This window comes from Frigoribacterium sp. CFBP 8766 (genome assembly GCF_014841435.1).
Classification (GTDB): domain Bacteria; phylum Actinomycetota; class Actinomycetes; order Actinomycetales; family Microbacteriaceae; genus Frigoribacterium.
Map to the genome: position 1 here is coordinate 242,901 of NZ_JACYTX010000002.1, position 21,431 is coordinate 264,331.

Genomic DNA, 21,431 nt, shown 5'->3' on the forward strand with positions numbered 1-21,431 from the left:
CGTCGCGCGCCCTGCCTGCACCGGCCCTGCCGGGAGTAGCTTCGAGGCGCGACGGTGCCGCCCGTGCACCGCGCCCGTTCCAGGGAGGGACTTCGATGAAGAAGCTCATCAACGATCCGAAGGACGTCGTCGAGGAGGCGGTGGCCGGCATCGGCGCCGCGCACCCCGACCTGCTGGTCGTCTCGCACGACCCCACGTTCGTGCGCCGCGCCTCCGCGCCCGTCGCCGGCAAGGTGGCGATCGTCAGCGGCGGCGGCAGCGGCCACGAGCCCCTGCACGCCGGCTTCGTCGGCCACGGCATGCTCAGCGCGGCCGTCCCGGGCCCCGTCTTCACCTCGCCCACGCCCGACCCGATCGTCGCCGCCACCCAGGCCGTCGACGGGGGAGCGGGCGTCCTCTACATCGTGAAGAACTACACGGGCGACGTCCTCAACTTCGAGACCGCGGCCGATCTCGCCGAGGCGGAGGGCATCACCGTGGCGTCCGTGCTCGTCGACGACGACGTCGCCGTCAAGGACTCCCTCTACACGGCCGGGCGACGCGGCGTCGCGGGCACGGTCGTGGTCGAGAAGACCGCGGGCGCCGCGGCCGAGCGCGGCGACTCGCTCGAGCAGGTGGCCGAGGTGGCCCGGCGGACGAACTCGGCGACCAGGACGATGGGCGTCGCCCTGACCGCTGGAGTCGTCCCGCACGCCGGCGAGCCGAGCTTCACGCTGGCGGACGACGAGGTCGAGATCGGCATCGGCATCCACGGCGAGCCCGGTCGCGAGCGCGTGCCGCTCGAGCCGGTGGACCGGATCGTGGACCGCCTCCTGGACGCGGTCCTCGACGACCTGGGCACCGCCTCCAACGACCGCGTCCTGCTGTTCGTCAACGGGATGGGCGGGACGCCGCTCGTCGAGCTGTACGTCGCGTTCCGGCGTGCCGCGGAGGTGCTGGCCGAGAAGGGCGTGGAGGTCACGCGGACCCTCGTCGGCAACTACGTCACGTCGCTCGAGATGCAGGGCATGTCGATCACCGTGACCAGGCTGGACGACGAGCTGACCGAGCTGTGGGACGCACCCGTCGAGACCGCGGCCCTGCGGCGCGGCCGCTGACCCTCCCGCCGCCACCAGACCAGACACCCGAGAGAAGGACGACATGACACTGGACTCCACCTGGGCCCGCCGCTTCGTCGAGCGCGCTGCCGACACCGTCAGCGAGAACCGGTCGGCGCTCGTCGAGCTCGACCGCGAGATCGGCGACGGCGACCACGGCGAGAACCTCGAGCGGGGCTTCTCGGCCGTCCGCGCGAAGCTCGCCGCGCAGCCGGACGACGCCACGCCCGGCGCCCTGCTCAAGATGGTCGCGACGACCCTCATCTCGACGGTGGGGGGCGCCTCCGGTCCCCTGCTCGGCACCGCCTTCCTCAAGGGCGCAGGTGCTCTCGGCGACGCGACCGAGATCGACTCCGCCGGCGTCGCGGCCTTCGTGGCCGCGGCCCGGGACGGCGCCGTGCTCCGCGGCAAGGCCGAGGTCGGCGACAAGACCATGGTCGACGCCTGGACCCCCGCGACGGACGCGGCCAGGGCGGCCGCCGACGGGGGCAGCGAGCCCGCCGCCGTGCTGCGCGCGGCGGCCGACGCCGCAGCGGCAGGTGCCGAGTCGACCGAGCCGCTGGTCGCCCGCAAGGGACGAGCGAGCTACCTCGGCGAACGCGCGGTCGGCCACCGGGACCCGGGCGCGCAGTCGTCCGCGCTCATCCTGGCCGCCGCCGCGGACGCCGCCGACGACGTCGCGGCAGCCGCGACCACGACCTCCGGGGAGGCGTGACCATGGCCTCCGTCGGCATCGTCGTCGTCTCCCACAGCTCGAAGATCGCCGAGGGCACGGTCGAGCTCGCCCGACAGATGGCGCCCACCACGACCCTGATCGCCGCGGGCGGCACCGACGTGGGCGGCATCGGCACGAGCTTCGACGCCGTCTCCGCCGCGCTCGGCACCGCCGACGGCGGTGCGGGAGTCGTCGTGCTCTGTGACCTCGGCTCCGCGGTGCTCACCTCGGAGACGGCGGTCGACTTCCTCGACGACGCGGATCGCGAGCGCGTGGTCATCGTGGACGCGCCGATCGTCGAGGGCGCGGTGGCCGCGGCGGTCGCGGCCGAGACCGGCGGTTCGCTGGCCCAGGTCGCCGAGGCGGCCCGCAGCGCCACGGGCGTCGCGGACCCCCACGCCGACGAGCGCGAGCTGCGCGGCGGCGACGCGGTCGAGCGCTCCGCCGTGCTCGTGAACGCGTCGGGCCTGCACGCCCGACCGGCCGCGGAGCTGGTGACCCACGCCTCCCGGTTCCAGGCGGACGTCACGGTGAACGGCGTCGACGCGAAGAGCCTGCTCCGCATCATGGGCCTGGGGCTCGGGATCGGGTCGACCGTGTCGCTCATGGCCACCGGGCCGGACGCGCAGCAGGCGGTCGACGACCTCGTCGAGCTGATCGAGGGCGGGTTCGGCGAAGGCGTGGAGGCCCCGCAGGGCTGACGCGAGGAGGCACGACGCACGTCGGGCGGGGGAGCGGGGCCGATCTCGGTGCCGTTCCCCTCCTCTTGTCAGCCGGTCTGCGCCCGGTCGCGCACGTACCAGGTGAGCAGTTCGTCGCCGTCCTGCAGCACGTGGGCGAGCCGCATGCGCCGCAGCGGGCTCGAGTCGTCGCCGTCGGCACCCTGGCTGACGCGCAGGCCGTGGCCGCCCTCGAGCATCGGCGCGAGGGTGAGGAACAGCTCGTCGACGGCGTCGGCCCGCACCAGGTCGCCGAAGAGACGAGGGCCGCCCTCGCAGTGCATCTGGGGCAGTCCGCGCTCGACCAGGGCGTCGCGCAGGAGGTGCGGGTCGACCCGCTCCTCGCCGCAGGCCACGACGTCGGCGACGCGCTCGAGCGCCCGACGTGCTCCGGGGTCGGCCCGGTCGGTGGTCAGGACGATCGGCCGCACCGGCGCCTCCGTGAAGACGGTCGACTCGGGGTCGAGCCGGAGCGACCCCGAGACGAGGGCGAAGACGGGCTGCGGAGCGAGGCCGGCCTGCTCGCGCCAGGTCGCCGCGTCGACGCTCAGCCGCATCGCGCCGTAGCCCTCGTCGCGCACGGTGCCGGCGCCGACGACCACGACGTCGGTGACGCGCCTCAGTAGGTCGAAGACCCGGCCGTCGGCCGGCCCGCCGAGCGAGCCGGAGACGCCGTCCGAGGTGGACGCGCCGTCGAGGGTCGTCACGAAGTTGATGCGGAGGCACGGGCGGTTGCGGTCGCGGGGGGAGAGCGTCGCCAGCAGGTCCGCGTCGGTGAGGGGCGCCTCCTCGTTGCTCCCGGGGACCACGCGGACGAGACGCGAGCCGTCTGAGCTGGTCACGAGACGTTGTGCACGGCGTGCACGGGTCGTCGCCAGCCGAGGATCGCCTCGACCATGCGGGCGGCGTCGACGGCCGCGCGGGCGTCGTGCATCCGCACGATGCGGGCGCCGAGGAACACGCTGGCGACGGCGGCCGCCAACGAGCCGGCGAGGCGGTCGGGCTTGGCGCGGTCGAGGGACTCGCCCACGAAGTCCTTGTTCGAGACGGCCGCGAGCACGGGGTGCCCGAGCCCGGCCACCTCGCCGAGGCGGCGGGTCAGCTCGAGGGTGTGGACGGTCGTCTTGTTGAGGTCGTGGCCGGGGTCGACGATGATCTGGTCCTCCCGGACACCGTGGGCGAGGGCGACGTCGACGCGGCGCGCGAGCAGGTCGGCCACCTCGACGACGACGTCGTCGTAGTGCGGTCGCGGGTGCGGTCGCCGCGGGGCGGCGAGGCTGTGCGTGACGACCAAGGTCGCGCCGCTGTCGGCCACGACGTCGGCGAGGCGCGGGTCGTGCAGCCCGGTCGTGTCGTTGACGACCCCGGCCCCGGCCTCGATCACCGCGGCGGCCACCTCCGGCCGGAACGTGTCGACCGAGATGACGACGTCGGACACGGCGGCGAGGGCCTGGACGACGGGCAGCACCCGGTCGAGCTCGTCGGCCGCCGACAGCTCGGGGCCCGGCGCGAAGGGGACGCCCCCGATGTCGACCCAGTCGGCCCCGGCCTCGGCCGCGTCGACGGCTGCCTGCACGGCCGCGTCGAGCGCGAAGGTGCGGCCCTGGTCGAAGAAGGAGTCGGGGGTGCGGTTGACGACGGCCATCACGGCCACCTGGCGGGAGAAGTCGAAGGTGCGGCGACCGATCGTGCGCACCGGGAGGCGCAGCGGGGGAGCGATGAAGACCGGGAGCGAGGTCTCAGGCACGGTCGCCGCCCGCGGTGATGAGCGCGATCGCCTCGGCCCGGGCCGTGGGCTCGGCGAGGGCGCCCCGGCTCGCGACGGTGACCGTCGAGCTGCCGACCTGCCGCGGGCCGCGCGTCGTGACGCAGCCGTGCACGGCGTCGAGGACGACGAGGACGCCGGCGGGGGAGAGGCCCTCGACGAAGGCGTCGGCGATCTCCTCGCCGAGGCGCTCCTGCAGCTGGGGCCGCGATGCCAGGGCGTCGACCACGCGGGGCACGGTGCCGAGGCCGACGATGCGGTCGCCCGGCACGTAGGCCACGTGCGCCTGGCCCACGAAGGGCAGGAGGTGGTGCTCGCAGACGGACCGGAGCGCGATGCCGCGGACCACCACCAGCTCGCCGAGCTTCTCGGGGTCGGAGGCGACGGCCGAAGAGCGGACGAGCTCGGCGGCGTCGACCTCGAGCCCGGCGAAGAACTCGGCGTACGCCTCGGCGACGCGTCGGGGCGTCGAGAGGAGCCCCTCACGCGTGCCGTCCTCGCCGATGGCCGCGAGGATCTCGGTGACGGCCGCCTCGATGCGGGGCCGGTCGACGGGAGGCGGGGTCATCTCGCCATCCTGCCAGGTGGCCAGCTCGGGCCCTGCGCACCGGAGGCAGTTCCCAGGGGGCCTGGGGGAGTCAGCGGGAGTCGTCGCCGGCGGAGCCGTGCTGCTCGGCGGGGCGTGCCTCGTGGTGTCGTCGACCGGGGCTGCGCCGCTCCTCCTTCATCTCGGACTCGAAGACGTGCCGTCTGCCGCCCGCGAGGGCGTCGCGCACGGTCTTCTCGCTGCGCCGGAACTCCGACCAGTACGTGTCGTCGTAGTCCTCGACGATCTGGAACGTCCAGCGGCCCTCGACGACGTTGCGCCCGACCAGGTCGCGCTCGAGGGCGTCGGCGTGCTCGTCGTGGCCGGCCTCGCGGAGCAGGTCGACCGCCTCCCCGAGCGCCAGGTCGGCCTTGCCGGTGAGTCGGTGGAAGCCGTAGAGCAGGCCTCGGGCGTGCTCCACGACCTCGAGCGCCTCGGAGAGCTTGCCGAGGGCGGCGATGGTCGCGTCGTCGACGCCGTCGGGTCGGAGGTGGGCGTCGTCGGGGGTCTCGTCGTCGGGCATGGGGCGACTGAACACCGGGAGGCTGTCGGGCGGCAGGGAGGAGGGGGTACGGATCGGCGACGGGGCGGGCCGGACGGGGAGAGTTCCGGACAAGCAAGCTGACATAATGTGCATTATCAGCGCCTGCGCCGTGGCCCGAGAGGGGTGCTCCTCAGCCTCGGGAGAGCACGTCGCGCAGCAACGTCGTCAGGTCAGCCGGCTCGACCGGCTCGGCGGTCGCGTCGAGCTCGTTGAGCGTCCACCAGCGCGACTCGAGGATGTCGACGCGCTCGTCGTCGGTCCAGCCTGAGTCGACGACCTCGAAGTGCGGCAGCCGCACGACGAAGAACTCGGCGTGGCCATGCGTGTGGTCGGCGTCGTCCCACGGGACCTCGAAGTCGTCGACCCGCACGACGGGACCGACGTCAGCGACGACCTGACCGGTCTCCTCGAGCAGCTCCCGCACCGCGGCCTGCGGGTGGTCCTCACCCGGGTCGACTCCCCCGCCGGGCGTGATCCACCGGGAGGACCCGCTCGTGTCGGGCGCCTTCGTCCGCATCAGCAGCAGGCGGTCGTCCTCGTCGAGGACGAGGAGGCGGGAGGTCGGTCGGACGACGCGCTCGGTCACGAGGTGCCCCGTCTCAGACCAGTGGGGCGAAGTCGCTCGTGTCGCCCACGTAGCGCGTGTGGTCGGCGGGGATCGGATCGACCGCGGCCGAGGCCACCTCGGCGGCGAACTCGGCGACGTTGTACAGCTTGCCGGCGCTCTCCTTGCGCGACGAGATCGCGCCCGGGTTCGAGCGCTCGAGCAGCGTGGCGGTGATCGTGCCCTCGATCATGTCGCCCGAGACGACGACGAACTCGACGCCGGCGGCCTCGAGCTGCGGCAGCATCTCGCGCAGGGCGTCCTCCCCCGCGCGCTTGCTGAGGGCGACGGGCAGGTACTCGGGCATCGTCTCGGTCGTGCGGATGAAGTGCGCCTGGTGGCTCGTGACGAACACGACGCGCGAGCCGGGCGCCATCAGCGGCAGGGCCGCCGTGAGCAGGGCGACCTGGGCGTCGCGGTTGAGCTTCAGCGCGTAGTCCTCGGCCATGCCGGACTCCATGCCGCCGGAGGCGTTCATGACGAGCACGTCGAGGCCGCCGAAGGCGTCGCGCACCTGCGCGAACATGGCGTCCAGGCTCTCGGCGTCGGTGAGGTCGGCGCCGACGGCGATCGCCTCGCCGCCCGCGGCCTCGATCTTGCCGACGAGCTGGAGCGCTCGCTTCTCCTTGTTGCGGTAGTTGACGACCACGCGGGCGCCGGCCTCGGCGAGGTAGCCGACCGTGTCGGCGCCGATGCCCCGGGACGAGCCGGTGACGAGGGCGCGCTTGCCGGTGAGGGATCCTGCGGCGAGGGGGTTGGACACGGTGGGCTCCAGACTGTCGTGGGGGGCGTGCGGCGGGTCGCGACGGACCGCCTCGAGACTATCGGTCCCCGTCCGGCTGTCGGTCGCCCCTGATAGCGTCGACGACACGGTGCATCGACCACGCAGTGGGTCGACCGCACGCGAGACGAAGGAGGCCGACGTGGACGTCGTCACCCAGTGGGCGTGGCTGATCTGGATCGGGCTGCTCCTCGTCTTCGTCGTGGTCGAGGTCACGACCCTCGAGCTCACGTTCCTCATGCTGGCGATCGGCAGCGCGGGCGGCCTGCTGGCAGGCCTCTTCGGGGCGCCGTGGTGGCTGCAGGTCATCGTCGCCGGGCTGATCGCCGTCCTGCTCCTCTTCACCGTCCGGCCTCCCCTGCTGCGGGCGCTCGGCAAGGGCGGCGACCCGACGCCCAGCAACCTCGCGGCCCTTATGGGCATCCGCGGCACGGTCGTCGTGCCGATCGGCGTCGACGGCGGCCAGGTCAAGCTCGCGAACGGCGAGACGTGGACCGCGCGCCTCCTCCCCTCTCCCCCGGCGTCGGCCGGGATCGTCCTCGACACCGGCGCGCCGGTCGTCGTCACCGCCATCGAGGGGTCGACCGCCCTGGTCGTCCCCGCCTGAAGGGACTGACCATGGACCCCACCACCATCGTGACCGTCGCCGTCGTCGCGATCGTCGTCGTCTTCGTGCTCGTCGTGCTGTTCCGAGCCGTGCGGATCATCCCGCAGGCCAGCGCGGGCGTCGTCGAGCGGCTCGGCAAGTACCACAAGACCCTCATGCCGGGGCTGAACCTGCTCGTCCCGTTCATCGACCGGGTCCGGCCGCTGATCGACATGCGCGAGCAGGTCGTGTCGTTCCCGCCGCAGCCGGTCATCACCGAGGACAACCTGGTGGTCTCGATCGACACGGTCGTCTACTTCCAGGTGACGGACGCCCGGGCGGCGACCTACGAGATCGCCAACTACCTCGGGGCGGTCGAGCAGCTGACCACGACGACCCTCCGCAACGTCGTCGGCGGGCTGAACCTCGAAGAGGCCCTGACGAGCCGCGACAACATCAACGGCCAGCTCCGCATCGTCCTCGACGAGGCCACCGGCAAGTGGGGCATCCGCGTCGGACGCGTCGAGCTCAAGGCGATCGACCCGCCCCTCTCCATCCAGGACTCGATGGAGCAGCAGATGCGCGCCGAGCGGAACCGTCGTGCCGCGATCCTCACCGCCGAGGGCACGAAGCAGTCGCAGATCCTCGAGGCCGAGGGCTCGCGCCAGTCGGCGATCCTCCGTGCCGAGGGCGACGCCCGGGCTCAGGTGCTCCGTGCACAGGGCGAGGCCGAGGCCATCGAGACCGTCTTCAACGCCATCCACCTCGGCGACCCCGATCCGAAGCTGCTCGCGTACCAGTACCTCCAGACGTTGCCGAAGCTGGCCGAGGGGTCGGCGAACAAGCTCTGGATCATCCCGAGCGAGCTCACCGAGGCGCTCAAGGGCATCGGCTCGGGGTTCTTCGCCCCGAAGGACCCGTCGGCGCCCGGCTGGGTCGACCGCGGCACGACGAAGGTGTCCGAGACCGAGCAGACGCCCGACCTCGCCACCACGGTCGACCTCGGCAGCGAGCCCGACCTGGGCTTCCCGACCGTCACGCGTCCCGGGGCCGGTGACCTGCCGCAGTCCGGCGGTCAGACCGGCTCCTCGGACGGCAGCACGGATGTGCCGCCCACCGCTCCCCCGGCCGCTCCCTAGTGGAGCCGGCCCGCGCCTCCGTCTGGTTCGAGGGTCCGGCACCGCGGGTGCTGGCGCACCGCGGCCTGGCCCTCGACGTGCCCGAGAACACGACGGCGTCGTTCCTGCAGGCGATCGCGGCGGGCGCGCTCTACGTCGAGACCGACGTCCACGCGACGAGCGACGGCGTCGCCGTCGTGAGCCACGACCCCGACCTCTCGCGGGTCGCGGGTCGTGACGTCTCGGTGCACGACCTCACCCTGGCCGAGGTCCGGCTGGTCCGACTCGAGGACGGCTACGAGATGCCGACCCTCGAGGAGGCGCTGGACGCGTTCCCCGAGACCCGCTTCAACATCGACGTCAAGGTCGCCGAGGCCGTCGACCCGACGATCGACGCGGTGCGGCGGGCACGGGCCGAGCACCGCGTCCTGCTCACCTCGTTCGACCAGCGCATCCGACGGCGGGTGCTTGCCGAGCTCCCCGGCGTCGCCACCTCGGCGTCGTCCTGGGGCGTCGTCGCCGTCGTCGCCCTCGGCGCCGTGCCCGTCACGTCGATCCGGCTAAGGCTGATGGCCCGTGCGCTCCGTGGCTGCGGGGCCGTCCAGGTGCCCGAGCGCCAGGGCCCGCTCCGTGTCGTCACCCGTCGCCGGGTCCGCAACCTCGAGGCGATCGGTGTCGAGACCCACGTCTGGACCGTCAACGACCCCGTCGCCATGCGCCGTCTGCTCGCCCTCGGCGTGCACGGACTCGTGTCCGACCGGGTCGATCTCGCCCTCGCGGAGGTGCGGGCGGCCACTGCCAGGGCACTGTGAGCGGACTGTGAATCCGTCTCGGATGAAACAGGCGGACCCGACCTGACGTTACAACGGGAGATTGCAACGCGAGAGGAGACCACACAATGGCAGATCGCAGTTTGCGTGGCATGCGGCTCGGCAGTCAGAGCCTGCAGAGCGAAGAGGGCGTGGAGTTCTCACCCCGGAAGCGTGCCGTCTACCAGACGGCGGACGGCACGGAGTTCGACATGGTCTTCGCGGCCGACGCGGAGATCCCCGACATCTGGCAGTCGCCCAAGAGCGGCCAGGAGGGTCGTCTGCTCGCCGCGGACGGCAAGCCCGTCGAGATCGAGGCCGGAGACGTCAAGGTGCCCAGGAGCCACTGGGACATGCTGCTCGAGCGACGCAGCCGTGAGGAGCTCGAGGAGCTCCTCGAGGAGCGTCTGACGTTCCTCCGCGCGCGTCGCGGCAAGCAGGCCATCGGAGCCTGAGGCTCGCCCTCCGAGTTCCGGCCCGCTCCCCCACCATCGGCCCCGGTCGTCATCACGACGCCGGGGCCGATGTGCGTCCGGTCGCAGGTCCTGACGGCCTGCCGGTCGTGACGCCGTGCGTCCCGTGCGGCGTCGTCAGCGGCGGCGGCCGCGCCGCACCGAGTCGAACTGGCCGGGGTCGTCCAGCTCGTCCTCGAGGGCCACGGGCTTCTCGGCGGCCAGCCGCGGCGTGGTGAGCTCCGCCCACGGAGCCGAGGTGAGGAGACGGCGGCGTCGGCTCCGACGACCGCCGATCAGCACCCGCGAGAGGACCAGCAGGGCGAGCCCGAGGAACGAGACGAACAGCTCGATCGCCCGGCTGTCGACGACTGCGGGCGTCGTCCCGGTGCCGAGGTCGACCGTGTGGACCATGGTGCCGGCCGTGAAGTCCTGGACGCCGGCGACGATGTCCCCCTGCGCGTCGATGACCCGGCTGGAGGCGATGGTCGAGACATTGACGACCGGGCGCGCCGTCTCGATGGCCCGCAGCCGGGCGATCGCGAGCTGCTGGGCGTTCTCGTCGGTTTCGCCGAAGTCGGCGTTGTTCGTCTGCGCGATGATCACCTGGGCGCCGTCGCGCATCATGTTCGTGACGAGCTGGTCGTCGACGATGTCGAAGCAGATCGAGATGCCGGCGGTGAAGTCGCCGATCGTCATCGCCTCAGGTCGTGTGCCGGGCGTGTAGTCGCGGGCGATGAGGTCGATGAGGTCAGGTGCGAAGGGCCGCCAGAAGGAGCGGTCGGGCACGTACTCGCCGAACGGGATCGGGTGCTTCTTGTCGTACTGCCCCTGCACCTCGCCGTCGTCCCAGAGGACGGAGGAGTTCCAGACGGTCTCGCCGTCGTCGCTCTGCGTGATGACGCCCGACAGGAGGGGCGCGTCGTATCCCGTCGTGATGGCGTCGAAGACGTAGCGGCCGTACGCGTCGCGGGTGGGGTCGCGGTCGCTGCCGCCCTCGGGCCAGACGACGAGGTCGAGGTCGTCGCCGGGCTGGAGGCCGCTCATCGCGAGCACCTGCGAGTTGAGCAGGTCGCCCTGCTCCCTCTCGTCGAAGTAGCCGGCCGGTCCGTTGCCCTGCACGCCGGCGATGCGGGCGGTGCCGCTCGACGACGTGGGCCAGGCGGGGACGGCGAGCACGGCGACGACGGCGATCGCGCCGGCCAGCAGCCGGGTCGCGCGGGGCAGCGTGACCATGAGGGCGAGCTGGATCAGCGCCGCGACGAGGGCCACCATGAGGAAGCTCAGCCCGGAGATGCCCACCCACGCCACGAGCCCGGCGAACGGGCTCTGCGACTGGCTGAGCGCCATGCGGCCCCACGCGAACCCGCCGTAGGGCCAGTTGCCGGCGACGAACTCGCGGAGGGTCCAGAGGCCGGCCACGACGACCGGGACGACGACGGCCTGGCCGACGAGTCCGGGCCAGATGCGCGGCACCCAGCGGTAGGCGAGGGCGATGAGCACGGCCCCGCCGCCGAAGAAGAGGGCCTCGAGCGTCGAGAGCGCGGCCCACGGCAGCAGCCCGAGGTAGAGGGTCGCCCAGAAGATGTGGACGAGGTAGAACGAGAGCCCGGCCACGAGGCCCACGAGGAACGCTCCCCCGGCCCGGCGGCCACGCAGGGACACCAGCACGAGGGCGATCCCGACGAAGGCGAGGGGCCACACGTCGCCGTCGGGGAACCCCGCGTCGAGCACGATCCCGGCCCCGGCCGCCACGAGGACGGCCACCCAGAGCGGCAGGCGGAAGTCGGTCACGCGGAGGGGCACCGTGCGATCCTACGGGGGCGAGGCTGGGAGGCGGGGCGCGCCTCCTGCGGGTCTCGAGCGGCCCTGCGGAGCCGGCTCGGACCGCCGGGCCCCGCCTCAGACCGCCGAGTAGGAGACGATGCCGCGCCGGACGGCGTCGAGCGCCCGGCGGGCGATCGGCCCCACCGGCAGGTCGGCCACGACGGACAGCTGGTCGAGCAGGTCGATGGTCTGCTTCGTCCAGCGGACGAAGTCGCCCGCGGCGAGCTCGGCGTCCTCGAGCACGGAGTCGAGGTCCGCTCCCCTGGCCCACCGGTGCATGGCCAGCGCCAAGCCAGGAGCCGGCGGGTTGCTGCCGGGCAGACGGTGTTCTTGCTCGAGGTCGTCGAGCTCGGCCCAGAGCTTCTGCGTCTCGTCGAGGGCCTCGCGGTACGCGCCGCGCGGCAGGAACCGCTCGCTGAGCTGGCCCTCGTCGCGGCGGGGCTCGTAGACGAGGGTGGCGGCCATGGCCGCCATCGAGGGCACGTCGAGCGCGTCCCAGAGCCCGAGCCGCAGGCTCTCGGCGACGAGCAGGTCACGGTCGCCGTAGATGCGACGCAGGGTGCGCCCGGTCGACGTGACGGCGACCTCGGCCGTGCGATCGCCCGCGCGCCTCGACGAGCCGGGCGCGGCGGCGCCGGACGTCGACGAGCGCGGCGACGCGGGCTCGAGGTAGCCGCGGTCGAGCAGCACGTCGGTGACCCGGTCGAAGACCTTGGCGACGGCGCCGGTGCGCCCCCGGATCTGGGCGGACAGCTGGTCGGTCTGCTTCTTGAGCTTCCACCAGCGCTCGGACCAGCGGGCGTGCTGCTCGCGCTCGGGGCAGGCGTGGCAGGGGTGCTGGCGGAGGCGACGGCGCAGGTCGGCGAGGTGCCGCTGGCGCTTGTCGTGCTCGGCCCGTGACTGCGCGTCGGCTCGTGCGGCGCCCTGCTTCTCGAGGTCGCCGAGCTCGCGACGGATGGTGGTGTACTCGCCGAAGTCGCCGAGGTGGCACTGCATGCTGCGGGCGTAGCCGTCGAGGCTCTCCTGCTGCGTGCGGACCTTGCGGGCGAGGTCGACGACGGCACGGTCGGCCTGGAACTGCGCGAACGACGTCTCGAGCACCTCACGGGTGCGTGACCGGCCGAACTGCTCGATCAGGTTGACCGCCATGTTGTAGGTCGGGCGGAAGCTCGAGTTCATCGGGTAGGTGCGTCGGGAGGCGAGGCTCGCGACCGCCTGCGGGTCGAGGCCCTGCTGCCACTGGATGAGGGAGTGCCCCTCGACGTCGATCCCCCGTCGGCCGGCGCGGCCGGTCAGCTGGGTGTACTCCCCCGGCGTGATCGGCACGCGGGCCTCGCCGTTGAACTTCTCGAGCTTCTCGAGCACGACCGTTCGCGCGGGCATGTTGATGCCGAGAGCCAGGGTCTCGGTGGCGAAGACGACCTTGACGAGCTTCTTCTGGAACAGCTCCTCCACCACCTCCTTGAAGGCGGGCAGCAGGCCGGCGTGGTGCGCGGCGACCCCGCGCTCGAGGCCGTCGAGCCACTGCCAGTAGCCGAGCACGGCGAGGTCTTCGTCACGGAGCGTGCGGCACCGGGCCTCGACGATCTCGCGGATCTCCTGGCGCTGGTCGGCGGTGGTGAGGCGGATGCCCGAGCGCAGCACCTGCTTGACGGCCTGGTCGCAGCCGACGCGGCTGAAGACGAAGAAGATGGCCGGGAGGAGGTTCTGGTCGTCGAGCATCTCGACGATCTTCCAGCGGTCGAGGCGACCTTGGGCGTGCTGCGTCGGCGGCACGACGTGTCCGCGCGGGCCACGGCCCGAGAAGCCCTCGCGACCGCCGCGCTCGCGCCGGCTGCCGCCTCCTCGTCTCGACAGCGAGGTGGCCCGCAGCAGCTCGGGGTTGACGCGGTTGGTCGCCGCCTGCCCGCTCGAGTCGAACAGGTCGAGGAACTTGCCCCCGACGAGGACGTGCTGGTCGAGGGGCACCGGGCGGTCCTCGGAGACGATCACGTCGGTGCCGCCGCGCACGGTCTGCAGCCAGTCGCCGAACTCCTCGGCGTTCGACACGGTGGCGCTGAGCGAGATGAGGCGCACGTCGAGCGGGAGGTGGATGATCACTTCTTCCCACACGGCGCCGCGGAAGCGGTCGGCGAGGAAGTGCACCTCGTCGAGGACGACGTAGCGGAGGTCGTCGAGCATCTCGGAGCCCGCGTAGATCATGTTGCGGAGCACCTCGGTCGTCATCACGACGATGCGGGCGCGGGAGTTCACGTTGGTGTCGCCGGTGAGCAGGCCGACCTCGGACGCACCGTACTCGGCCACCAGCTCCTGGAACTTCTGGTTGCTCAGCGCCTTCATCGGCGCGGTGTAGAAGACCTTGTCGCGGGGGTGCTGCATGGCGAGGTGGATGGCGAACTCGGCGACCAGGGTCTTGCCGGCACCGGTGGGCGCGGCGACGAGGACGCTCGAGCCCTCCTCGACGGAGGCGCAGGCCGCCTCCTGGAACGGGTCGAGCGAGAAGCCGAGGCGCGACCGGAACGACTGCAGCTGCGGCGTGCGGACGCGGTTCTTCGAGGCGGCGAAGCGGGCGGCCGGGCTGAGGTCGCTGCTGGTCATGGGGTCACCCTCCGGCGAGTTCGGCGTCGAGTGCCGCGGCGCGCTTGGCGACGCCGCGGTCGTGGATCCAGGCGACGCCGGCGGCGACGAAGTAGAGGAACACCATGGGCACCGCGAGCAGGAACATCGAGAAGACGTCGGCCGCGGGCGTCGCGATGGCGGTGAAGACCGCGATCAGCAGGATGGCGACGCGCCAGCCCTTGATGATCGCCCCGGCGCTGATGACCCCGACGAAGTTGAGGAGCACGAGGAAGACCGGCAGGACGAAGGCGATGCCGCAGGCGAGGACGAGCTTGAGGACGAAGTCGAAGTACTGCTTCGCGTCGATGATCGCGGCGTCCTGCTCGGAGACGAAGCCCGTGAGCACGCGCACGATGTTCGGCAGGACGTAGACGCCGCTCATGCAGCCGAGCAGGAAGAGCGGGATGGCCGAGCCGATGAAGCCGACGGCATAGAGCTTCTCTCGACGGACCAGGGCCGGGACGATGAACGCCCAGACCTGGTACAGCCAGACCGGGCTGCTGAGGATGACGCCGACGGTGACGGCGATCTGCATCCGCAGGTCGAAGCTGCTCGTGATCTGGGCGTAGTTGAGCACGGCCTCGCTCGCGTTGCCGCCCGCCAGCACGAGGACCGGCTGCCGCAGGAAGTCGAGGACGAACTGGGAGACGAACCAGCCCGCGACGCTGGCGAGGATCAGGGCCAGGGCGGAGCGGAACAGGCGCTTGCGCAGCTCGACGAGGTGCGCGCCCAGGGACATGCGCCCGTCGGCCGAGCGCTTCCGCGAGCCCCGGGGTGCCTGGTCGCCCTCGTCGGTGCCACGAGTCGTCGTCGTGGCCACGCGTCAGTTCTTCAGGTGGTCGTCGCCGCTGGTGGGGCGGACGGTCGGGACGTCGGCGTCACGGCGCAGGGTGCTGTCGGTGGCCGAGTGGCGGGTGACGTCGTCGTCGCCGGTCTTCTTGTCGTCGCCGATCTCGTTCTTGAAGATGCGCATCGACTGGGCGATGCTCTTCGCGAGGGCGGGCAGCTTGGGGGCGCCGAACAGCAGCAGGATGATCGCCAGGATGATGATCAGGTGCCAGCCGGTGAGGTTTCCGAGCATGAGGGGTGTCTCCTAGCGGGAAGGGGAGTCCCCAGTGTAACCCGGCGCCTGTGACGGGACCTGGTGGTCGGGCCCACGTCGAGCGACCCGAGCTGCCCCGGCGGCCGAGCGGCTCAGGCGTCGTAGCGGGCGGCGGCCTCGGCGGCCCAGCTCGCGACGGCACGACGTGCCTCGTCCGGCGCGACGACGCGGGCGCGGCCCGGGAGACCGCTCACGAGACGGGCGACGGTGCCCACGTGGCCGACCCGGAGGGTGAGGCGGGTGCGACCCTCCCCCGCGTCCTCGACGTCGGAGGGGCGGTAGTCGTCCAGGAGCGGCGCCGCCGCCGCGTCGATCTCGACGACGACGTCGAGGTCGTCCGGCGAGCCCTCGAAGAGGGTGTCGGGCAGCGACAGGTCGGAGGCGCGGTGCGTGATTCGCGCGTCGTTGAGGGCAGGCGAGGCGATGCGGTCCAGGCGGAACGTCCGGAGCGCCTCCCTGAGGTGGTCCCAGCCGCGCAGGTACCAGTCGGCGTCGAGCGACTCCACCCGGAGGGGATCGACGCGGCGCCGCTCGACCTGCCCTCGGACGCCGGCGTAGTCGAACTCGAGCTGCACCCCGCGCTCGACGGCGTCGCGGACGAGGGCCAGCACCTCGCTCGTGCCCTCCTGGGCCACGGCCACCTGGCTCGGCTCGCCCGAGGCGCCGCGGGAGAGCTTCGACATCAGCGAGGCGACGGCCCCGCGGTCCGCGTTCTCCGGCAGCGACGACAGGTACTGCAGGCCCGCGATCAGCGCGGCCGCCTCCCGTGCCGAGAAGCGGGGCGTGTCGTCGATGGCCACGAGGTTCGTGAGGACGATGACGTCGTTCTGCTCGAAGTCGTCCCACGCGATGTCGAAGAGGTCGGCGTGCTGGTACTGGGCGGTGTCCCCCGGGATGCCCGACACGGCGATCAGCTCGACCGCGCGGCGGATGTCGGTCACGCCCACGCCGAAGTGCGCGGCGGCCTCGGCCACGCTGACGCGCTCGTGGTCGATCAGCCAGGGCACGAGCGAGAGGAGGAACGCGAGCTTGTCGGTCGCGTGCAGGGCAGGACGGCGGTCGGTCACGAGCCTGCTCCCCCGCTCGTGGCGGCACCGGAGCCCGCTGAGGCGCGGCTGGGGGCGGCGTCGACGGGATGGTCGGCGGCGAGGTCGCGGAGTCGCGACGCCACCAGGTCGCGCAGGTCGTCGGGCGCGAGCACGACGACCTCGGGCCCGAACGACGTGAGTTCCTCGGCCAGGACCTGGCGGTCGCTGTAGTGCACGAGCAGCACGTCGTCGTCGCCCTGCACGGTGCCGCGTCGTGCGCCGAGGCGCGTGCGAGCGTCCGAGTGCGGGGCCGCGCGGACGGTGGCCGTGTTCTGCTCCCACAGCCGGTCGAGGCCCTCCAGCGCGGAGTCGGCGGTGGCGTCGGCGGGGCGGGAGAACGCCTTCGTCGTGACGGTCACCGGGCCCACGATGCGCGACAGCAGGAAGTTCTTGCGCGACGACGTGTCGGGCTCGACGACGGACACCATCCACCGGCCCTGGTGCTGGACCAGCGCGAAGGGAGCCACCTCGCGTCGGCGGGGCGCCGCCTCCCCCGGCTTGAGGTAGTCGAAGCGCACCACGACGCCTCGGTCGAGGGCGGTGCGCAGCGGCTCGAAGGCGGCGTCGCGACTGCGGACCCGCGGGGCGTAGGCGAGCTCGGGGACGCTCGTCGCGCCTCCCAGGGACCGCAGCTTGAGCAGCGCGCGGCGGGACTCGGCCGAGAGGGTGCCCTCGCGCCACACCATGCCCGCGAGCGTGAGGAGCGCCGTCTCCTCCGGCGAGAAGGAGATGTCGACGGGCAGTTCGTAGTCGCCGCGGAGGATGCGGTAGCGCAGGAGGTGGTTGTCGCCGGCCGCGGCGGGGTCGTCGACGGTCTCGAGGGGCACCCCGAGCTCGCGGATGTCGTCCTTGTCGCGCTCGAACTGCCGCTCGAGGGCCGCGTTGTCGCCGCCGGCGACGTACTTCTGCCGGTAGCCCTGGACGGTGGAGAGGACCTCGGTCTTCGTCAGGCCCGCGTCGGTCGCGAGGAGGGCGAGGACGAGGCTGAAGAGGCGTTCCTCGACGGGGATGCGCGGAGCGCGGACGGCTGCCACGCGTCGATCCTAGGACACGCCCGCGAGCCCCGCGGCCCCGAGGACGGGGCGGCGGGGCGACACGGGACGGCGGGTCAGAGGGCGCCCAGGACGTCGAAGACGTAGACGAGCGGCTGGGGGACGCCGGCCGCGTCGTCGGCGGGCACGACGACCATCACCTGCGAGCCGATCGCGGTGCCCACGAGGGCGTCGCGGATCGGACCGGGGATCTGCTCGTCCGCGAGCGGCAGCGACGTGGCCGACCCGCCGTCGGTCCACGACGAGGTCGCGACGGTCGAGGGCGAGGCCCACGTCACGGCGGTGAACTGCACGACGGCGGTATCGTCCGCGGCGAGCTCGCGGCCGGAGCCGTCGAGGACGAGGTGCGACTCGGGCGACGTGGGGGCCTCCGACGCGGGGACCGTCACGCCGGGGGCGCCGTCCGGGGCGCGGACGACGGCGGGCATGCCCTGCGCGCCGAGCACGGGGCGGCCGTTCGCCTCGGCGAGGAAGGACTGGCGGATGTCGACGATCGCGACGTACGCCGCGTCGGGGGCGTCGTCGGTGGCACCGGCGCCGCCGTTGACCGACGCCGACAGCTCGGAGGCCTTGATGGCGACGGCGACGCGCGACCCCACCCGTGAGCACTCCAGGGCGGAGGCGAGCGGAGCCAGGGCGCTGCCCCCGACGGTGATGGGCGCGTTGAGGCTGCCGTCGTAGCCCGAGTCCTCGACCTCGGCACCGGTGGTGCCGTCGTAGAGGGTGTAGTCGATGATGACCGGCGTGCCGTCGAGGATGCGGTCGCCCGTGCCCTCGATCAGGGTCGAGACCTGCGTCTCGGTCGTGACGATCGGGCTCGGCACCTGGGCGTCGGGCTTCTCGCCGAAGGCGCCGGTGGCGGTGACGACCGAGGCGGCGTCGCCCGTGGGCGGGCACCCGGCGGAGCCCGGCGCGGGGGTCGTCGCGCACGCGGTCAGCGAGGCCAGCAGGCCGACGGTCACGACGAGGGCGGGGATCTTGCGCACGGAGGCTCTTTCCTGGGCTGCGGCCGGGGGCCGCGACTGGCGGGTCGCTGGTGATGCGGAGGACAGCTTAGTGCGGCACGTCGGCCCGGCCGTCGCCGTCGGCCTCGGCGAGGCTGTCGGTCGCGGCGACGGCGCTGTCGGCCGCCGAGCGCGCCTGCCGCGCGGTCTTGCGCAGCTTCTTGTCGCTCGCCGACCGCTCGCCGAGCGCGCCGGGGGTCCACAGCTCGACGTCCTCGTCCGAGTAGTCGGACTTCGACGGGCGGCGCTTGAGCTGGGGCAGCACCGCACCCGGTGCGAGGCGACGGGCGGTGATCAGGAAGCCCGTGTGCCCGATCATGCGGTGGTCCGGGCGGACTGCCAAGCCCTCGACGTGCCAGCCCCGGACGAGCGTCTCGGAGGCGTCGGGCTCGGTGAACTGGCCGGAGGCGCGGAGGGCCTCGGCGACGCGCGAGAGCTGGGTGGCCGTGGCGACGTAGCAGATCACGAGCCCGCCGGGCGTGAGGGCGGCGGCCGTCTCGTCGACGCATTCCCACGGGGCCAGCATGTCGAGGACGACCCGGTCGGCGGTGCCGTCGGGGACGACCGTGGCGAGCTCCTCGACGAGGTCGCCGACGGTCACCGTCCAGTTCTGCGGCTCGGCGCCGAAGAAGCTCACGACGTTGCCCTGGGCGACGTCGGCGAACTCCTGGCGGCGCTCGAACGACGCGAGGCGCCCCTCCGGCCCGATCGCGCGGAGCAGCCAGAGCGACAGGGCGCCCGACCCGACGCCGGCCTCGACGACCGTGGCGCCGGGGAAGATGTCGGCGAAGGCGACGATCTGGGCGGCGTCCTTCGGGTAGACGATGGCCGCGCCGCGGGGCATGGACATGACGAAGTCGCTCAGCAGGGGGCGGAGGGCGAGGTACTCGTCTCCGGTCGTGCTCGCGACGACCGAGCCGTCAGGGAGGCCGACGAGGTCGTCGTGGGCGATCATGCCGCGGTGCGTGTGGAACACGGCCCCGGGGGTCAGCACGACGGTGTTCATCTTGCCCTTGGGGCCGGTGAGCTGGACCTTGTCGCCCTCGAGGAACGGGCCGGACTGTCGGCGGGTGGCGCTCATGGTGGGTGCTGCTCTCTGTCGGGCCCGGATCGGGGCCGCGGTGCGGGAGGGGCGGCGCACGCGGCGCCGGGAGGTCAGGAGTCGGAGGTGTGCGCGTCGCGGGCGCGTCGGCCCGCGGCGTGCATCTCGCGCAGGTCGGCCAGGCCGACGCCGACGAGCGTGTCGCGGCGGACGTAGCCGGAGTCGTCGGCGAGCGGCGCGGCGTGCTCGACGCCCAGCGCGACGGCGCCGGCGGCCATCGCCGAGGTGAGGCCCGGGACGCTGTCCTCGATGGCGACGCAGTCGGCGACGTCCACGCCGAGCAGCTCGGCACCGCGCAGGTACGCCTCGGGGTGGGGCTTGCTGTGCTCGACCTCGTCGCCGGCCACGACGGCGTCGAACGAGTCGTCGCCGATCGCGTCGACCATGAACTGGGCCATGCGACGGATCGACATCGTGACGAGCGCGGTCGGGACGCCGGCGGCCCGCAGCTCGGCGAGGAGCTCGCGGGCTCCCGGGCGCCACGGCACGTGCTCGGCGCAGCGCGTCAGCACGTCGGTGGTCAGCCGGTCGATGATCTCGTCCGCGGGCAGGTCGACACCGTGCCGCTGGAGGACGGCGGCCGAGTGCCAGAGGCCCGAGCCGATCAGGGTGTCGCCCTCGGCCTTCGTCCAGGTGCCCCCGAAGGAGGCGACGAGGTCGACCTGGGAGTCGAACCAGTAGGGCTCGGTGTCGACGAGGGTTCCGTCCATGTCCCAGAGGACGGCGGCAGGCAGGGAGTCGGTCACGGGGCACGAGTCTACGGGAGCGGTCAGGGCCGCCGCGCTGCCGCCTCCTCGACGGTGTCGGACGGCTATCGTGGAGGGCTAGACGCCGGGGACCGTGCCCGGCTGGTGAGGATCCCGTGCCCGGTGAAGACGCAGTGCCCGACGAGACGACGACCGAGGGGTCGGCGGTGAGCGGCACGCCGTCGTTCGCGACGGGCCGCCTCCTGGTCGTGGCGTTCGAGGGCTGGAACGACGCCGGCGAGGCGGCCAGCGGCGTCGCCCGCAGCATCGTCGACACCCTCGCGCTCGAGCCGGTCGCCGAGCTCGACGGAGAGCGGTACATCGACTACCAGTTCAACCGCCCCCAGGTCGGGTACGACGACGACGGGGTCCGCGCGCTCGTCTGGCCTCGGATCCAGCTGCACGCCTCCCCCGAGGTGGCCTCGACGCCCGCCGGCGGCCCCGCGGGCGACGCCCCGGACGTCTTCGTGCTGCTCGGCGCCGAGCCCTCGCGCAGCTGGCGCGGCTTCGCGGCCGAGGTGGTCGACCTGATCGACGTGCACGACGTCTCCGCCGTCGTGTTCCTCGGCGCGATGCTCGCCGACGTGCCGCACACGCGCCCCATCTCGGTCTTCGTCAGCAGCGACAACGAGGAGGTGCGGGGCGAGCTGAGCCTGGAGCGCAGCACCTACGAGGGCCCGGTCGGCATCCTCTCCGTGCTCGGCGACGCGGTGGAGTCCGCCGGGGTCCCGACCCTGTCGATCTGGGCCCAGGTGCCGCACTACGTGCACGCCTCGCCCTCCCCCAAGGCGACCCTCGCGCTGATCGAGAAGCTCGACGAGGTCGCCGGCGTCAGCATCCCCCGGGGCGACCTCGAGGCCGAGTCCGCCGCGTGGGAGCAGGGCATCGACGCGCTCGCCTCCGACGACGACGACATGGCCGGCTACATCGAGCAGCTCGAGCAGGCGCGCGACACGGTCGACTCGCCCGAGGCGAGCGGCGAGGCCATCGCGGAGGAGTTCGAGCGCTACCTGCGGCGCAACGACGGCAAGGGCCCGGACGACCCGCGCCTGCCGCCTGCCCCCTGAGGCTGCCCACTGCGCTCGACCGCTGATGAGGGCGTGCTCCAGGTGGGG

At 72.9% G+C, this 21,431-nt stretch carries 23 protein-coding genes; 8 read left to right on the forward strand and 15 right to left on the reverse strand.

Annotated features, from left to right (window positions below; genetic code table 11):
• The first annotated feature begins 95 nt into the window (after positions 1-95).
• Genes dhaK through dhaM form a run of 3 tightly spaced genes read left to right on the forward strand, consistent with a single transcriptional unit; the run spans position 96 to position 2,513 of the window.
• Positions 96-1,097, forward strand: coding sequence for a dihydroxyacetone kinase subunit DhaK (gene dhaK, locus IFT90_RS06985; RefSeq protein WP_192041602.1), 1,002 nt, complete (start codon positions 96-98; stop codon positions 1,095-1,097).
• A gap of 43 nt (positions 1,098-1,140) precedes the next feature.
• Positions 1,141-1,812, forward strand: a complete 672-nt coding sequence (gene dhaL / locus IFT90_RS06990; protein ID WP_192041603.1) for a dihydroxyacetone kinase subunit DhaL — start codon at positions 1,141-1,143, stop codon at positions 1,810-1,812.
• A 2-nt stretch (positions 1,813-1,814) separates the two neighbouring features.
• Complete coding sequence (gene dhaM / locus IFT90_RS06995; RefSeq protein ID WP_192041604.1) at positions 1,815-2,513, forward strand: dihydroxyacetone kinase phosphoryl donor subunit DhaM; 699 nt, start codon at positions 1,815-1,817, stop codon at positions 2,511-2,513.
• Between the two features lie 68 nt (positions 2,514-2,581).
• Here the strand turns inward: dhaM and IFT90_RS07000 are convergent, their stop codons facing one another.
• From IFT90_RS07000 to IFT90_RS07025, 6 genes are all read right to left on the reverse strand, one after another.
• The gene (locus IFT90_RS07000; protein WP_371740854.1) at positions 2,582-3,373 is read right to left on the reverse strand and encodes a pyrimidine reductase family protein; all 792 of its coding nucleotides are present in this window, start codon (positions 3,371-3,373) and stop codon (positions 2,582-2,584) included.
• The gene (gene folP, locus IFT90_RS07005) at positions 3,370-4,278 is read right to left on the reverse strand and encodes a dihydropteroate synthase (protein ID WP_371812169.1); all 909 of its coding nucleotides are present in this window, start codon (positions 4,276-4,278) and stop codon (positions 3,370-3,372) included. Before folP ends, IFT90_RS07000 begins: the two co-directional genes overlap by 4 nt.
• Complete coding sequence (gene folE, locus IFT90_RS07010) at positions 4,271-4,864, reverse strand: GTP cyclohydrolase I FolE (protein ID WP_192041605.1); 594 nt, start codon at positions 4,862-4,864, stop codon at positions 4,271-4,273. The genes folP and folE overlap by 8 nt, the downstream gene beginning before the upstream one ends.
• A gap of 70 nt (positions 4,865-4,934) precedes the next feature.
• Positions 4,935-5,405, reverse strand: a complete 471-nt coding sequence (locus IFT90_RS07015; RefSeq protein WP_192041606.1) for a hypothetical protein — start codon at positions 5,403-5,405, stop codon at positions 4,935-4,937.
• A 151-nt stretch (positions 5,406-5,556) separates the two neighbouring features.
• Positions 5,557-6,012 carry an NUDIX hydrolase gene (locus tag IFT90_RS07020; RefSeq protein WP_371812170.1) on the reverse strand — a complete coding sequence of 152 codons (456 nt, stop codon included), beginning with the start codon at positions 6,010-6,012 and terminating at the stop codon, positions 5,557-5,559.
• A gap of 13 nt (positions 6,013-6,025) precedes the next feature.
• Positions 6,026-6,793: an SDR family oxidoreductase gene (locus IFT90_RS07025; protein WP_192041607.1), complete on the reverse strand. Its 768-nt coding sequence runs from the start codon at positions 6,791-6,793 to the stop codon at positions 6,026-6,028.
• A gap of 160 nt (positions 6,794-6,953) precedes the next feature.
• Here IFT90_RS07025 and IFT90_RS07030 point away from each other — a divergent pair, with 160 nt between their 5' ends.
• The 4 genes from IFT90_RS07030 to IFT90_RS07045 all read left to right on the forward strand — a co-directional run bounded on the left by IFT90_RS07030 (position 6,954) and on the right by IFT90_RS07045 (position 9,779).
• A complete protein-coding gene (locus IFT90_RS07030; RefSeq protein WP_197980631.1) occupies positions 6,954-7,418 on the forward strand; it encodes an NfeD family protein in 465 nt (154 codons plus the stop codon).
• A gap of 11 nt (positions 7,419-7,429) precedes the next feature.
• Positions 7,430-8,536: an SPFH domain-containing protein gene (locus IFT90_RS07035; protein ID WP_197980379.1), complete on the forward strand. Its 1,107-nt coding sequence runs from the start codon at positions 7,430-7,432 to the stop codon at positions 8,534-8,536.
• A 47-nt stretch (positions 8,537-8,583) separates the two neighbouring features.
• Positions 8,584-9,327: a glycerophosphodiester phosphodiesterase family protein gene (locus IFT90_RS07040; protein WP_371812171.1), complete on the forward strand. Its 744-nt coding sequence runs from the start codon at positions 8,584-8,586 to the stop codon at positions 9,325-9,327.
• A gap of 86 nt (positions 9,328-9,413) precedes the next feature.
• The gene (locus tag IFT90_RS07045; RefSeq protein ID WP_123545626.1) at positions 9,414-9,779 is read left to right on the forward strand and encodes an RNA polymerase-binding protein RbpA; all 366 of its coding nucleotides are present in this window, start codon (positions 9,414-9,416) and stop codon (positions 9,777-9,779) included.
• A gap of 135 nt (positions 9,780-9,914) precedes the next feature.
• Here the strand turns inward: IFT90_RS07045 and lnt are convergent, their stop codons facing one another.
• The 9 genes from lnt to IFT90_RS07090 all read right to left on the reverse strand — a co-directional run bounded on the left by lnt (position 9,915) and on the right by IFT90_RS07090 (position 20,316).
• Positions 9,915-11,582 carry an apolipoprotein N-acyltransferase gene (gene lnt / locus IFT90_RS07050; protein WP_371740858.1) on the reverse strand — a complete coding sequence of 556 codons (1,668 nt, stop codon included), beginning with the start codon at positions 11,580-11,582 and terminating at the stop codon, positions 9,915-9,917.
• 96 nt (positions 11,583-11,678) lie between these two features.
• Positions 11,679-14,201 (reverse strand): RNA helicase, encoded by a 2,523-nt coding sequence (locus IFT90_RS07055; RefSeq protein WP_192041610.1) that lies wholly within the window; start codon positions 14,199-14,201, stop codon positions 11,679-11,681.
• Between the two features lie 4 nt (positions 14,202-14,205).
• On the reverse strand, positions 14,206-15,042 hold the full coding sequence (tatC, locus tag IFT90_RS07060) for a twin-arginine translocase subunit TatC (RefSeq protein WP_371740859.1): 837 nt from the start codon (positions 15,040-15,042) through the stop codon (positions 14,206-14,208).
• 3 nt (positions 15,043-15,045) lie between these two features.
• A complete protein-coding gene (tatA, locus tag IFT90_RS07065; protein ID WP_192041611.1) occupies positions 15,046-15,303 on the reverse strand; it encodes a twin-arginine translocase TatA/TatE family subunit in 258 nt (85 codons plus the stop codon).
• A gap of 113 nt (positions 15,304-15,416) precedes the next feature.
• Entirely contained in the window at positions 15,417-16,391 is a 975-nt protein-coding gene (locus tag IFT90_RS07070) for a WYL domain-containing protein (RefSeq protein ID WP_192041612.1), read from the reverse strand.
• The gene (locus IFT90_RS07075) at positions 16,388-17,446 is read right to left on the reverse strand and encodes a helix-turn-helix transcriptional regulator (RefSeq protein ID WP_371812172.1); all 1,059 of its coding nucleotides are present in this window, start codon (positions 17,444-17,446) and stop codon (positions 16,388-16,390) included. The genes IFT90_RS07070 and IFT90_RS07075 overlap by 4 nt, the downstream gene beginning before the upstream one ends.
• A 74-nt stretch (positions 17,447-17,520) precedes the next feature.
• Complete coding sequence (locus tag IFT90_RS07080; RefSeq protein WP_192041613.1) at positions 17,521-18,450, reverse strand: FKBP-type peptidyl-prolyl cis-trans isomerase; 930 nt, start codon at positions 18,448-18,450, stop codon at positions 17,521-17,523.
• Between the two features lie 67 nt (positions 18,451-18,517).
• Positions 18,518-19,549: a tRNA (adenine-N1)-methyltransferase gene (locus tag IFT90_RS07085; RefSeq protein ID WP_192041614.1), complete on the reverse strand. Its 1,032-nt coding sequence runs from the start codon at positions 19,547-19,549 to the stop codon at positions 18,518-18,520.
• Positions 19,550-19,623: 74 nt separating this feature from the next.
• Entirely contained in the window at positions 19,624-20,316 is a 693-nt protein-coding gene (locus IFT90_RS07090) for an HAD-IA family hydrolase (protein WP_192041615.1), read from the reverse strand.
• Positions 20,317-20,483: 167 nt separating this feature from the next.
• On the opposite strand from IFT90_RS07090, the gene IFT90_RS07095 reads away from it, so the two are divergent.
• Positions 20,484-21,383: a proteasome assembly chaperone family protein gene (locus tag IFT90_RS07095; RefSeq protein WP_133738066.1), complete on the forward strand. Its 900-nt coding sequence runs from the start codon at positions 20,484-20,486 to the stop codon at positions 21,381-21,383.
• Positions 21,384-21,431: the final 48 nt, after the last annotated feature.

Bases quoted from the DNA above. Each gene is read 5' to 3' on its own strand.
- IFT90_RS07045 (WP_123545626.1), top strand. From the start codon at position 9,414: ATGGCAGATCGCAGTTTGCGTGGCATGCGGCTCGGCAGTCAGAGCCTG.
- dhaL (WP_192041603.1), top strand. From the start codon at position 1,141: ATGACACTGGACTCCACCTGGGCCCGCCGCTTCGTCGAGCGCGCTGCC.
- dhaK (WP_192041602.1), top strand. From the start codon at position 96: ATGAAGAAGCTCATCAACGATCCGAAGGACGTCGTCGAGGAGGCGGTG.
- folE (WP_192041605.1), bottom strand. From the start codon at position 4,864: ATGACCCCGCCTCCCGTCGACCGGCCCCGCATCGAGGCGGCCGTCACC.
- dhaM (WP_192041604.1), top strand. From the start codon at position 1,815: ATGGCCTCCGTCGGCATCGTCGTCGTCTCCCACAGCTCGAAGATCGCC.
- IFT90_RS07085 (WP_192041614.1), bottom strand. From the start codon at position 19,549: ATGAGCGCCACCCGCCGACAGTCCGGCCCGTTCCTCGAGGGCGACAAG.
- IFT90_RS07035 (WP_197980379.1), top strand. From the start codon at position 7,430: ATGGACCCCACCACCATCGTGACCGTCGCCGTCGTCGCGATCGTCGTC.
- tatA (WP_192041611.1), bottom strand. From the start codon at position 15,303: ATGCTCGGAAACCTCACCGGCTGGCACCTGATCATCATCCTGGCGATC.
- IFT90_RS07015 (WP_192041606.1), bottom strand. From the start codon at position 5,405: ATGCCCGACGACGAGACCCCCGACGACGCCCACCTCCGACCCGACGGC.
- IFT90_RS07055 (WP_192041610.1), bottom strand. From the start codon at position 14,201: ATGACCAGCAGCGACCTCAGCCCGGCCGCCCGCTTCGCCGCCTCGAAG.